Annotated in this window: 3 protein-coding genes and 3 rRNA genes; all 6 read right to left on the bottom strand. The window is 60.5% G+C overall.

The genetic code is table 11. The annotated features are described in order from the left end of the window. Positions 1–15 precede the first annotated feature (15 nt). The 6 genes from recD to PP4_RS03425 all read right to left on the bottom strand — a co-directional run bounded on the left by recD (position 16) and on the right by PP4_RS03425 (position 14390). The gene (gene recD / locus PP4_RS03450; protein WP_016497896.1) at positions 16–2091 is read right to left on the bottom strand and encodes an exodeoxyribonuclease V subunit alpha; all 2076 of its coding nucleotides are present in this window, start codon (positions 2089–2091) and stop codon (positions 16–18) included. Then, entirely contained in the window at positions 2088–5762 is a 3675-nt protein-coding gene (gene recB, locus PP4_RS03445) for an exodeoxyribonuclease V subunit beta (RefSeq protein WP_016497895.1), read from the bottom strand. Before recB ends, recD begins: the two co-directional genes overlap by 4 nt. After that, complete coding sequence (gene recC / locus PP4_RS03440) at positions 5759–9238, bottom strand: exodeoxyribonuclease V subunit gamma (RefSeq protein WP_016497894.1); 3480 nt, start codon at positions 9236–9238, stop codon at positions 5759–5761. Before recC ends, recB begins: the two co-directional genes overlap by 4 nt. Positions 9239–9388: 150 nt before the next feature. Next, positions 9389–9504: ribosomal RNA gene (gene rrf / locus PP4_RS03435) — 5S ribosomal RNA — on the bottom strand. A 140-nt stretch (positions 9505–9644) separates the two neighbouring features. Beyond that, positions 9645–12536: ribosomal RNA gene (locus PP4_RS03430) — 23S ribosomal RNA — on the bottom strand. A gap of 317 nt (positions 12537–12853) precedes the next feature. After that, a 16S ribosomal RNA gene (locus tag PP4_RS03425) occupies positions 12854–14390 on the bottom strand. The 16S, 23S and 5S rRNA genes sit together here, the layout of an rRNA operon. Positions 14391–14414: the final 24 nt, after the last annotated feature.

Below are 14414 nucleotides of genomic sequence, written 5' to 3'. Positions count from 1 at the left end.
TTGGGCCTGGCGGTCTTACACCTGTTCCAGCATCAACCCGGAAATACGCCGCACCTTGCGCGCCACCGCTTCTTCGAAAATGCCCTGGCGTGGCTCGACCAGGCTGAAGCAGTGCTTGGCCCGGGTGATGCCGGTGTATACCAGCTCCTTGGTCAGCACCGGGTTGAGCGCATCCGGCAGCACCAGGGCCGTGTGGCTGAACTCCGAGCCCTGGGACTTGTGCACGGTCATGGCAAATACCGTTTCCACTTCATTGAGCCGGCTGGGCAAGACGAAACGCACACCACCACTGCCGTCGTTCCGCGGGAAGGCCACCCGCAGCAGCGGCTCACCGCGCTCGTCCGGCAGGCGCAAGGCAATGCCGATATCACCGTTCATCAGGCCCAGGCCGTAGTCGTTGCGGGTCACCAACACCGGGCGCCCTTCGTACCAGGGCTGCTGGCTGTCGATAAGGCCGGCATTGTGAAGCACCCGGGCCACCCGTTCGTTGAGGCCTTCGACACCCCAGGCCCCCCGGCGTACCGCGCATAGCAACTGGAAGTCTTCAAAGCTGTGCAGCACCTTGCCTGCCCATTGTTCCCACGCAGGGTCGTCAAAGGCGGTTTCCAGTGCAGGCCGGTAGCGGCCAAGGGTGCGCAGGTAGCTGCGATAGCCCTGCGGGCCTTCGGCACCGCGGTTCAGGCCGTCAAGTAGCAGGCGGTCGAAAGCACGGTCCTGCTCATGCTTGAGGGCAAGGCTGTGCACGTCGGCCGGCGGCTTGGCCAGCAGGTTGCGCGCCGCGTGGGAATCCTGGCGATTGACCAGCCGCGCCAGCTGGCCGATGCCGCTGCCTTCGCCGAAGCGCCGTGAGAAGCGCAGCATCACCAATTGCTGGGCCAGCGGATTGCGCTGCCCATCACCGGCCTTGAGGCCGCTGGCGGCCAGCGACTCGCCACTGATCTGCTCCAGCCACGCAGCGGTCGCTCGCGAGTAATAACCCTCTTCGGCATCCCGGCACAGGTCGCCCAGTACCGCACCGGCCTCGACCGAGGCCAACTGGTCCTTGTCGCCCAGCAGCACCAGACGCGCCCGGGGTGGCAAGGCGTCGAGCAGGTTGGCCATCATTTCCAGGTCGATCATCGATGCTTCGTCGACCACCAGCACATCCAGCGGCAGCGGGTTGGCGGCGTGATGGCGGAAGTGCCGGGAGCCGGGGCGGCTGCCGAGCAGGCGGTGCACGGTGCTGACGTCAGTGGGGATTTGCCCGCGTACTTCGGCACTGACTTGCAGGCGCTCGACTTGCTGGCCAATGGATTCGGTCAGGCGCGCAGCGGCTTTGCCCGTCGGCGCGGCCAGGCGGATGCGCAGCGGCCTGCCCTGCTCCACCGCCGGGCCTTGCAGCAAGGCCAGTAGGCGCACCACGGTGGTGGTTTTACCCGTGCCGGGGCCACCCGTGATGATGCTGAAACCGGCACGGGTGGCCAGCGCACAGGCGAGCTTCTGCCAGTCCACCTGGCCATCTGGTGCACCGCCCTCGAACAGCTGTGCCAGGCGATCTGACAGGTCGGGCAGCGGTGCTTCGGCCTGGGTCAGGCGCTGACGCAAGGTATGGTCGATACGCCGCTCGTAGCTCCAGTAACGGCGCAGATACAAGCGCTCACCGCTGAGTACCAGTGGCCGGGCTTGTTGGCCCGGGGTATCGCCAGCGGCCACCAGCGAGCTGGCGGCGATGCGCTGGCGCCAGGCATTCAGATCGAGGTTGGCCAGCAACTGCGACGGCAGCAGCAAGGGCCCGATCAGGGCATCGCCTTCAGGCGGCAGCGACAGGGCGAAGTCGGGCTCGGCCAGGGTTTGCTGCAGGTCGAGGCAGACATGGCCGTGGCCCAGTTGGTGGCTGGCCAATGCTGCCGCCAGCAACAGCAAGGGATCACTGCCGGGGGCGCGCTCTTCGAGGAACGACACGAACGCACGGTCCAGGGCCCGCAGCCAGCCCCGCTCTACCCAGCGGTCGAGCAGTTGCAGCAGGTCACCGCTGTCATGCTGCGGCGCCAGCGCCAGCAAGTGCTCGGCGTGCAACGGGGTGGGCAACAGGTCAACCAGGTTTCGGCTCATATCTCGGCTCCGGCAAACAGGTCCTGCTGTGCCGGTGGGTGCTCGCCACGGAACAGCGCATCAAGGCTTTCGATCAGCTCGCGCGGTGGCTTGGTGTGGTACACGCCGTGGCCGCTGCTGCTCGCGCCGCGCAGGAAGATGAACAGGGCGCCGCCGACATGGCGGTCGTAATCGTAGTCCGGCAGGCGAGCGCGCAACTGGCGGTGCAGGGCCAGCAGGTACAGCACGTACTGCAGGTCGTAGCGGTGCTCGATAATGGCCTTTTCCATGGCCATGGCGTCGTAGGCCTGGATGTCCGGGCCCAGCCAGTTGGACTTGTAGTCGGTGACGTAGTAACGCCCGTCCAGCTCGAACGCGAGGTCGATGAAACCTTTGAACATGCCGTTGAGCACGGTCGGCTGCGCCGCCGGGCGTGCCAGGCCCGGATGGGTGTGGCGTGCCACCAGGCGGTCGAGTTGTTCGGCGTCGACCTGGTGGCTCGCGAACCAGAACTCCATTTCGATCTGGTAATGACGCAACTGCCCCAGCATCACGCCCTGGTCGCTGCCCGGCAACGGGAGCGCCTCGCCCAGCAGGCGTCGCATCCACTGGCTGAGGGTGGGGATCCAGCCGGTCCAGTCGCGGCGGTTGCAGCGCTGGCCAATGGTGCGCTCGATCAACTGCGGGTCACTGCTGACCTGGCTGAAGCCCTCGCGGCCCGCCCATTCCAGCAAGCCATGCAGGAAGGTGCCGGGGTTCGGCCCCCGCGGGAAGCGGTGAATGTCGCCACTGTCGGCAGGCACCTCGCGCAGTACCTGGGCATCGACCACTTCGTCATCCAGCAGTTGCTGGGCCTGCGAACTGTCGGCAACCAGCGCCTGATCGCCGATACGCAGGGCGCTGTACGACGCGATCCACCAATGCTCAGCCGCTGCGCGGCGCGGCTTGCGTGCGGGCAGCAGCTCACGGTCGGCATGGGGCATGCGATACACCTGCTCATCTGCCGGCGGCAGGCCCGGGCAAGCGATGTGCGGACATGTCGCCGCCAGCGCCTGCAACCACTGGGTAAGCTGCTGAGAGCCTGCCAGGGCAAGGCCACCACCCAACAGATAGCCAAGTGCCGAGCGGTGCAGTTGTGAACTCTTTTGATTGCCACGCTTCAAGTCGGCAACACCCAGCCAGCAAGCATGCTGGGCACGGGTCAGGGCCACGTAGAGCAGACGCAGGTCTTCGGCCAGGCGCTCGTCGTCGGCCCGCTCGATCTGCGCCTGGTCCGGGGTCAGGGTGAGGTGGGCGTCGCCGTGGCTGTCATGCCAGGCCAACGGCAGGCGGCTACCGTCCACCGGTTTGCTGGTGCAGATGAACGGCAGGTAAACCAGGGGATACTCCAGGCCCTTGGACTTGTGGATGGTCACCACCTTGACCAGCTGTTCGTCGCTCTCCAGGCGCAGGATCTGCTCTTCACCGGCCTGCCCGGAACTGGCCAGGTGCTCGGCCAGGTGGCGGATCAGCGCCTGTTCACCGTCCAGCTCACCCGCCGCCTGCTGCAGCAGTTCGGCCAGGTGCAGCAGGTTGGTCAGCACACGTTCGCCGTCACTGCGGCGGATCAGCGTGCGCGGCAGTTGGAAGTCGTGCAGCAGGTGCCGCAGCATGGGCAGTACACCTTGGCGTTGCCAGGTATCGCGATAATGGCGAAAACGCATGACCCAACCTTCCCAGACCCGTTCGTCCTGGGTCAGCCGGTCCAGCGCGGCCAGCGACAGGCCCAGTGTCAGGCTGGCCAGTGCGGCCTTGAGCAGGCGCTCCGAGTCTGGCTCGGCGCAGGCCTTGAGCCAGGCCAGCAGGTCGTGGGCTTCCTGGGCGGAAAACACCGAGTCCTTGTCGGACAGGTACACACTGCGCACATCGCGTGCGGCCAGCTCGGCGCGGACCATCTGCGCTTCATGGCCGTCACGCACCAGGATGGCGATGTCCGAGGGCAGGCACGGGCGCAGTTCGCCTTCGCCATTCTGGAAGCCCGCTGTGCCCTGCTGACCGCCATTGAGCAAGGCGACGATATGGCTGGCGCAGCTGGCCGCCAACTGCTGGCGGTAGACACTGCTGGAGACTGGCTCTTCGCTTGCCAGCTGCCAGCATTGCAGGGCTGCGCTTGCTTCCCCGTCAATCAGCAGCTGTTCGCCACGGCCCTTGGCGCGGACTTCGATGAACGGCAGCGGGTTGTCATCGGGCTCGCGGAACAGGAATGCCCCGCGCCCCGCATCACGCGCCTCGGCCTGCAGGAATACCTGGTTGACCGCCGCGACCATGGCCGTGCTGGAGCGGTAGTTGGTGTCCAGGCTATGCAGCCGGCCGCTGGTGGCGCGCCGTGCAGCGAGGTAGGTGTAGATGTCGGCACCGCGGAAGGCGTAGATCGCCTGCTTGGGGTCACCGATCATGAACAGGCCGGTTTCCGCGCGGTTTTCGCTGATCTGGTAGATGCGCTCGAAAATGCCGTACTGCACCGGGTCGGTGTCCTGGAATTCGTCGATCAGGGCTACCGGGAACTGCTCGCGGATCAGGCCGGCCAGGCGTTCACCGGCCTCGCTGGCCAAGGCGTGCTGCAGGCGCACGAGCATGTCGTCGAAGCCCATTTCCGCACGCCGGCGCTTCTCGATTTCGAACCGCGCCGATACCCAGTTGGCGGCATGCTCGAGCAAGGGCGCCTCTGGGCTGTCCAGGGCCTGCAATTGTTGCGGCAGTGTCTGCATCGCGTTGAGGGCCGGATGCTCGGGTGGCTCGCCCTTCCAGGCTTCGGCCATCCCGTCTGGCGTCAGGCGGGTGAAACCGGTACCCAGGTCGAGCTCCACGAGTTGCTCGTCGCCGGCCCAGGCAGAGAGCTTGTCGAACCAGGGCTCGAAGTAACGGGCCTGCATCTTGCGGCCATCGACCTGCTTGGCGGCCAGCGCATCGCGGCAGATTTGCCGCAGTTCGTCGGCCCACTGCGCCCACGGCGCCTTGAGCCGGGCCAACTGTTCGTCACGTTGCTGCAGCGATGCCTGGATCAGGGCTGCGGGCTCTGGCCCGTCCTGCTGGGCGCGCACGCGGCCGAACAGTGGGCGAATGCGCGGCAGCAAGGCATCGGGGCTGCCCCAGTTGCCACGCACCCAGACCAGTGCGTCACCTTGCATGCCATAGCAGAAGCGCCGCCAGTAATCACGCATGACCTGGCCGAGCAGTTCACTGTGGTCGGTTTCCAGGGTCTGGGTGAACAGGCTGCCGCTGTCGAAGGCATGCTCGCGAAGCATGCGCTGGCACCAGCCGTGGATGGTCGATACCGCAGCCTCGTCCATCCACTGCACGGCGATTTCCAGGCGGCCTGCACAACGCGGCCAGGCCTCTTGCGGATAATCGTCACGCAGCTGATGCAGCAGCGGGTCTGCGCGTTCCAGTTCGCCACGGAAGAACCGTGCAGCCTCTGCCAGACGGGCGCGGATACGTTCGCGCAGTTCCTTGGTGGCTGCGTCGGTGAAGGTGACCACGAGGATCTGCGGTGGCAGCAGCTCGCGACCAAAACCCTGCTCACCCCCGTGGCCGAGGATCAGGCGCAGGTACAGCGCCGAAATGGTAAAGGTCTTGCCCGTACCGGCGCTTGCCTCGATCAGCTGGCTGCCGTGCAGGGGGAAACTCAGTGCCAGAGGACGGTCCTGGGTCATGCGCCTTTCTCCGGGTTGCCCAGGGCCTGCCAAGGGGCGGTGAACAATGGGCGGTACAAGGTTTCGCACCAGCCTTCAAAGGTTTCGTCAGCGGTGAGTGCGGCGAAGTCGCGGTACTGTCGGGCCAGGGCGATGCTTTCATTGCGCTCACCGAAACTGGTGCGCTCGTCGCCCTCATAGGCACGGGCAGCTGCGGCCAGGGCTTTGTCGGCATCGTCCTGGGCCAGCCAGGCGAACGCAGTCTTGGCTGCAATCGGCAGCGGCGCGTTCATTGCCGCCTGGCGGGCCACCAACAGGTCGCCCAGTAATTGGGCGGCCTGGTCTTGCGGCAGCGGTGCGAGCAGCAGAGTCAGGTCACTGGCCACCAGGGCACTGTTGTAGTGGTAGCCCGCCGCGCAGGCCGCCAGGTGCGTAACCCAGGGCGCAATCAGGCGGTGCCACTTGAGGTTGTTGCGCCCGGCGCTGATAGTGTTAGGCACGGTGGTGATGCTCAGCAGGCTCTGGTCATCCGCCTGGAACACACGGCCCAGCCAGCCTTCGAGCCGATGTTGGCCGTGCTCGAAATGCACCGGCAACGCGCCCTCGACCAGCTGGGGCCAGCGTTGCAACAACTGGCGGTGGCGTTGCAGCAAGTCTGGTAGAGGTTCGATCAACTCGCTTTGCAGCAACTCGCCAAAGCCGGCCAACGGCAGCAAGCCACAGGCCTGCAGACGTCGGGCCTGTGCCTGCAAGGCTTGCTCGGCATTGTCCGGCTCGGACAGCGCCGCACCCAGCAGGCTTTCGCTGGCGCCGTAGCGTTGCAGGGTATCGAGAACGAACGGTTCTTCATCTGGGGTTGGCGCTTCCAGCGCTTCGAAATACACCTTCAGCCGCTGACTGAAGAAATGCCGCACCGGGTGGCGCAGAAAGTCATTCAGTTGGGTGAGGCTCAAGGCTTCATCGTCCTGGTAAGGCGGCAGGTCGGAGTCGCCCTGCTCATCCTCCTCACTCTGCCGGTGCAGCACCTGCCATTCGTGGGCGAAGCTGAACAGCGGGCTGCCCTTCTCGAAGTAACGCGAGCTGAACGGTTGCAGTGGGTGCTCCTGGGTCAGGGCGTGTAAAAACTGCTCACCCGGTTGTGCGGGCTGCCCTTCCTCTGCGCCGGCCAGATGCCAGCCGGCGGCAAGGTGATCGCGCAACTGGCCGATCAGTACCGAGGCCGGGCGTTCGCTGTTGTCGCGGATACTGCGCCCGATCCAGCTGATATACAGCTGGTCACGTGCTGACAGCAGCGCTTCGAGCAGCAGGTAGCGGTCATCTTCGCGGCGCGAGCGGTCACCGGGTCGGTAGTCGCTGGCCATCAGGTCGAAGTCCAGCGGTTGCTGGGCGCGGGGGTAGTCGCCATCGTTCATGCCCAGCAGGCAGACCACGCGAAACGGGATGGCGCGCATGGGCATGAGGGTGCAGAAGTTCACCGAACCGGCGAGGAAACGTTGCGACAGCTTGCCCTGGTCGAGGCCCGACAGCCAGGCTTCACGGACTACGGTCAGCGGCAGCGGGTCTTGCAGGTCAACGGCCTCGCACACTTCGAGCCAGCTGTCGCGCAGCTCCTGCAACTGCATCAGCAGGAATTCGTCGTGCTCGCCCTCGGCGAGGAAGAACACTTGCAACAAGGCATTCAGGCGCTCCCCCCACTGGCTGACGGTAGCAGGCTCGGACAAGGCCTGATAGGCCACTTCGAGCGCGTCGAGCAGCGCGGCCAGCGGGCCGATCAATGCCGCGTCCAGGCCACCGATTTCATCGTAGGGTTCGATGCCATCACACGCTTCACCCACGCCCACCGCGTAGCCCAGCAGCATGCGCCGCAAGCCAAAACGCCAGCTGTTCTGTTCAAGCCCTGCGGGCAAGCCCAAGCTGGCCCGCTGCTCGGCATTGAGCCCCCAGCGAATGCCGGCGCCCTCGATCCAGCGGTGCAGGGTAGGCAGGTCGTTTTCGCGAATGCCAAACCGTGCCCGCACGGCCGGTACGTCCAGCAGGTCGAGCACTTCGCTGACCGCGAAACGGCTGTCCGGCAACTTCAGCAGGTGTTCGAGGGCGATCAGCAGAGGCTCGCGACCGCGCTGGCCCTGGTCGGTGAGGGTGAACGGAATGTAGCGCGGGTCATTGCGTTGCAACTGGCCGAACACCGCGCGGATATGCGGCGCGTAGGTGTCGACGGCCGGCAGCATGACGATCACGTCACGCGGGCGCAAGGTAGGGTCGGCGCTGAAGCGGGCCAGCAGCTGGTCGTGCAGGATCTCCACTTCGCGTTGCGGGCTGTGGGCAATGTGGAAACGTACCGAACGGTCTTTCACCGTGTCGACTGCCGGCCAAAGTTCGCGGGTTTCAGCGAGCGGGCGCAGCTCGAGAATGTCGTCCTGCAACTGGTTTAGCAGCGTTGTGGGCGAGCCATCACTGAACAGGTCGATGCGGCCATCGCTGAACACACCCTGGTAGCTGCCTGGGTCGTCATAACTGTCGAGCAGGTTGATGTAGTCACGGCCTTGTTTGCCCCAGGCTGCCAGCAACGGGTGAGCATGTTGATGCAGCGACTGATCGTCCAGTTGCAGGGGCATACCCTGCTTGCGCTGCTGGCGCTTGTACTGATGGCGCAGCAAATCCTTGTCGGCAACGATATCGGCCCAGTGGTGGCGGCAGGGGTTGTGCACGCACAGCAGCACCTGACTGAAGCGTGCCAGGCCCGCCAATGCTTCCAGGGCCTGGGCTGGTAGCGAAGAGATACCGAACACGATTACCCGCGGTGGCAGCCCGGCCGGTGCCTGCTGCAGGCCGTTGATACGCTCGATGAAGCGCTGATGCACCCCGGCGCGGCTCTGTGCCATGCCCGCTTCACCGACATCATCCAGCAGCGCACGCCACAATTCGGCCTGCCAGCGATTGCCCGGGGGCAGCGCTTTGCGCTCGCCGCGGGCGGTGTTGAGAATGTGCTCGCCCGCCGCCCAGTCCTTGAGCCAATCAGCGCGGTAGACCTGGTACTGGTCGAACAGGTCGGCCAGCCGCTCGGCGAGTTGGTAACGCTTGCGCAGGTCGCTGTCGTCGGTAAGGAAGCGCCGCAGCGGTTCGAAATGCGGTCGCTCGATCAGGGCCGGCAGCAGGCGCATCAGGCGCCAGGTCAGCGGGGCCTTGTCGAGCAGGGAAACTTCAGGAATTTCATCGCGGCCCAACACGCTTCGGTATAACTGCCACATGAAGCTGCCGGGCAGTTGTACATCGATTGCGGCAGCGATGCCACAGCCACCCTGGTCGTCTTCAAGCGGGTCTTCGGCCAGGGCGAGCTTGAGCCATTGGGCGATGCCATTGCTTTGTACCAGGGCGATTTCGTTTTCCAGCGGCGCCAAGGGGTAGCGACGCATCCAGCTCACCACCAGACTGCGCAGGTCGTCGAGGCGGTTGCCGTGGACGATCATGAAGCCGGGGTGGAGAGTGGTAGTAGCCATTGAGCATTCCCTGGGAGGCGGTTGATTCCGATGCGGAACCATATCACGGGGCATGCCGTGGACCATGGCATGCATGGAGACAAATCTTTTCCTGGACGGAAAAGACAAAACCCCTACCTGCATGCGCAGATAGGGGTTTTGCGAAATGAATCTTGACGATGACCTACTCTCACATGGGGAAACCCCACACTACCATCGGCGATGCATCGTTTCACTACTGAGTTCGGGATGGGATCAGGTGGTTCCAATGCTCTATGGTCGTCAAGAAAATCTGTAGCCAGAATGTCCAGATGGACAGCCCAGCGAATCCGGATATGCGATATTTGTGGGTTGTTGCGAACTTTCGGTTCGTATCATCTTCACCACCACAATTTGGCTTCTTACGCGCAAATTGCTTGGGTGTTATATGGTCAAGCCTCACGGGCAATTAGTATTGGTTAGCTCAACGCCTCACAGCGCTTACACACCCAACCTATCAACGTCGTAGTCTTCGACGGCCCTTCAGGGGATTCAAGATCCCAGTGAGATCTCATCTTGAGGCAAGTTTCCCGCTTAGATGCTTTCAGCGGTTATCTCTTCCGAACATAGCTACCCGGCAATGCCACTGGCGTGACAACCGGAACACCAGAGGTTCGTCCACTCCGGTCCTCTCGTACTAGGAGCAGCCCCTCTCAAATCTCAAACGTCCACGGCAGATAGGGACCGAACTGTCTCACGACGTTCTAAACCCAGCTCGCGTACCACTTTAAATGGCGAACAGCCATACCCTTGGGACCGGCTTCAGCCCCAGGATGTGATGAGCCGACATCGAGGTGCCAAACACCGCCGTCGATATGAACTCTTGGGCGGTATCAGCCTGTTATCCCCGGAGTACCTTTTATCCGTTGAGCGATGGCCCTTCCATACAGAACCACCGGATCACTAAGACCTACTTTCGTACCTGCTCGACGTGTGTGTCTCGCAGTCAAGCGCGCTTTTGCCTTTATACTCTACGACCGATTTCCGACCGGTCTGAGCGCACCTTCGTACTCCTCCGTTACTCTTTGGGAGGAGACCGCCCCAGTCAAACTACCCACCATACACTGTCCTCGATCCGGATAACGGACCTGAGTTAGAACCTCAAAGTTGCCAGGGTGGTATTTCAAGGATGGCTCCATGAGAACTGGCGTCCCCACTTCAAAGCCTCCCACCTATCCTACACAAGCAAATTCAAAGTCCAGTGCAAAGCTATAGTAAAGGTTCACGGGGTCTTTCCGTCTAGCCGCGGATACACTGCATCTTCACAGCGATTTCAATTTCACTGAGTCTCGGGTGGAGACAGCGCCGCCATCGTTACGCCATTCGTGCAGGTCGGAACTTACCCGACAAGGAATTTCGCTACCTTAGGACCGTTATAGTTACGGCCGCCGTTTACCGGGGCTTCGATCAAGAGCTTCGCTTGCGCTAACCCCATCAATTAACCTTCCGGCACCGGGCAGGCGTCACACCCTATACGTCCACTTTCGTGTTTGCAGAGTGCTGTGTTTTTAATAAACAGTCGCAGCGGCCTGGTATCTTCGACCGGCATGGGCTTACGGAGCAAGTCCTTGACCCTCGCCGGCGCACCTTCTCCCGAAGTTACGGTGCCATTTTGCCTAGTTCCTTCACCCGAGTTCTCTCAAGCGCCTTGGTATTCTCTACCTAACCACCTGTGTCGGTTTGGGGTACGGTTCCCAGTTATCTGAAGCTTAGGAGCTTTTCTTGGAAGCATGGTATCAACCACTTCGTCGCCTAATGGCAACTCGTCATCAGCTCTCGGCCTTGAAATCCCGGATTTGCCTAAGATTCCAGCCTACCACCTTAAACCTGGACAACCAACGCCAGGCTGGCCTAACCTTCTCCGTCCCTCCATCGCAATAACTGGAAGTACAGGAATATTAACCTGTTTTCCATCGACTACGCTTTTCAGCCTCGCCTTAGGGACCGACTAACCCTGCGTCGATTAACGTTGCGCAGGAAACCTTGGTCTTTCGGCGTGCGAGTTTTTCACTCGCATTGTCGTTACTCATGTCAGCATTCGCACTTCTGATACCTCCAGCAAGCTTCTCAACTCACCTTCACAGGCTTACAGAACGCTCCTCTACCGCATCACCAAAAGGTGATACCCGTAGCTTCGGTGCATGGTTTGAGCCCCGTTACATCTTCCGCGCAGGCCGACTCGACTAGTGAGCTATTACGCTTTCTTTAAAGGGTGGCTGCTTCTAAGCCAACCTCCTAGCTGTCTAAGCCTTCCCACATCGTTTCCCACTTAACCATGACTTTGGGACCTTAGCTGACGGTCTGGGTTGTTTCCCTTTTCACGACGGACGTTAGCACCCGCCGTGTGTCTCCCATGCTCGGCACTTGTAGGTATTCGGAGTTTGCATCGGTTTGGTAAGTCGGGATGACCCCCTAGCCGAAACAGTGCTCTACCCCCTACAGTGATACATGAGGCGCTACCTAAATAGCTTTCGAGGAGAACCAGCTATCTCCGAGCTTGATTAGCCTTTCACTCCGATCCACAGGTCATCCGCTAACTTTTCAACGGTAGTCGGTTCGGTCCTCCAGTCAGTGTTACCTAACCTTCAACCTGCCCATGGATAGATCGCCCGGTTTCGGGTCTATACCCAGCGACTAAACGCCCTATTAAGACTCGCTTTCGCTACGCCTCCCCTATTCGGTTAAGCTCGCCACTGAATATAAGTCGCTGACCCATTATACAAAAGGTACGCAGTCACCTAACAAGTAGGCTCCCACTGCTTGTACGCATACGGTTTCAGGATCTATTTCACTCCCCTCTCCGGGGTTCTTTTCGCCTTTCCCTCACGGTACTAGTTCACTATCGGTCAGTCAGTAGTATTTAGCCTTGGAGGATGGTCCCCCCATATTCAGACAAAGTTTCTCGTGCTCCGTCCTACTCGATTTCATTGATAAGAGATTTTCGTGTACGGGGCTATCACCCACTATGGCCGCACTTTCCAGAGCGTTCCACTAATCTCAAACCAACTTAAGGGCTGGTCCCCGTTCGCTCGCCACTACTAAGGGAATCTCGGTTGATTTCTTTTCCTCAGGGTACTTAGATGTTTCAGTTCCCCTGGTTCGCCTCTTGCACCTATGTATTCAGTACAAGATAACCAGCTTGTGCTGGCTGGGTTCCCCCATTCAGAGATCTCTGGATCACAGTCTGTTTGCCGACTCCCCAAAGCTTTTCGCAGGCTACCACGTCTTTCATCGCCTCTGACTGCCAAGGCATCCACCGTATGCGCTTCTTCACTTGACCATATAACCCCAAGCAATCTGGTTATACTGTGAAGACGACATTCGCCGAAAATTCGCACGTTGCTCTTTCGAGCAGAACTCACAAATTTTACCTTAGCCTGATCCACCAGCAGTGAAACTGGTGTTCAGTCTATTTCTATCACATATCCGAATTTTTAAAGAACGATCTGACAAAAGTCAGAAATCAACATTCGAAGCGAATGCTCATTTCCAAGTTCTGATCAGGAACAACGCGAGGCCTGCAGAAGGCCTTGATCGTCTTTTACAAAGAATCAAGCAATTCGTGTGGGAGCTCATCAGCAGGCTGATGTCGTCGATTAAGGAGGTGATCCAGCCGCAGGTTCCCCTACGGCTACCTTGTTACGACTTCACCCCAGTCATGAATCACACCGTGGTAACCGTCCTCCCGAAGGTTAGACTAGCTACTTCTGGTGCAACCCACTCCCATGGTGTGACGGGCGGTGTGTACAAGGCCCGGGAACGTATTCACCGCGACATTCTGATTCGCGATTACTAGCGATTCCGACTTCACGCAGTCGAGTTGCAGACTGCGATCCGGACTACGATCGGTTTTGTGAGATTAGCTCCACCTCGCGGCTTGGCAACCCTCTGTACCGACCATTGTAGCACGTGTGTAGCCCAGGCCGTAAGGGCCATGATGACTTGACGTCATCCCCACCTTCCTCCGGTTTGTCACCGGCAGTCTCCTTAGAGTGCCCACCATAACGTGCTGGTAACTAAGGACAAGGGTTGCGCTCGTTACGGGACTTAACCCAACATCTCACGACACGAGCTGACGACAGCCATGCAGCACCTGTGTCAGAGTTCCCGAAGGCACCAATCCATCTCTGGAAAGTTCTCTGCATGTCAAGGCCTGGTAAGGTTCTTCGCGTTGCTTCGAATTAAACCACATGCTCCACCGCTTGTGCGGGCCCCCGTCAATTCATTTGAGTTTTAACCTTGCGGCCGTACTCCCCAGGCGGTCAACTTAATGCGTTAGCTGCGCCACTAAAATCTCAAGGATTCCAACGGCTAGTTGACATCGTTTACGGCGTGGACTACCAGGGTATCTAATCCTGTTTGCTCCCCACGCTTTCGCACCTCAGTGTCAGTATCAGTCCAGGTGGTCGCCTTCGCCACTGGTGTTCCTTCCTATATCTACGCATTTCACCGCTACACAGGAAATTCCACCACCCTCTACCGTACTCTAGCTTGCCAGTTTTGGATGCAGTTCCCAGGTTGAGCCCGGGGCTTTCACATCCAACTTAACAAACCACCTACGCGCGCTTTACGCCCAGTAATTCCGATTAACGCTTGCACCCTCTGTATTACCGCGGCTGCTGGCACAGAGTTAGCCGGTGCTTATTCTGTCGGTAACGTCAAAACACTAACGTATTAGGTTAATGCCCTTCCTCCCAACTTAAAGTGCTTTACAATCCGAAGACCTTCTTCACACACGCGGCATGGCTGGATCAGGCTTTCGCCCATTGTCCAATATTCCCCACTGCTGCCTCCCGTAGGAGTCTGGACCGTGTCTCAGTTCCAGTGTGACTGATCATCCTCTCAGACCAGTTACGGATCGTCGCCTTGGTGAGCCATTACCTCACCAACTAGCTAATCCGACCTAGGCTCATCTGATAGCGCAAGGCCCGAAGGTCCCCTGCTTTCTCCCGTAGGACGTATGCGGTATTAGCGTTCCTTTCGAAACGTTGTCCCCCACTACCAGGCAGATTCCTAGGCATTACTCACCCGTCCGCCGCTGAATCGAAGAGCAAGCTCTTCTCATCCGCTCGACTTGCATGTGTTAGGCCTGCCGCCAGCGTTCAATCTGAGCCATGATCAAACTCTTCAGTTCAATACTGCTTGGGTTTTTAAGAAA

This window comes from Pseudomonas putida NBRC 14164 (assembly GCF_000412675.1).
GTDB lineage: Bacteria > Pseudomonadota > Gammaproteobacteria > Pseudomonadales > Pseudomonadaceae > Aquipseudomonas > Aquipseudomonas putida.
The sequence above is the reverse complement of the archived record's forward strand: the minus strand, read 5'-3'. Positions and strand labels throughout refer to the sequence as shown.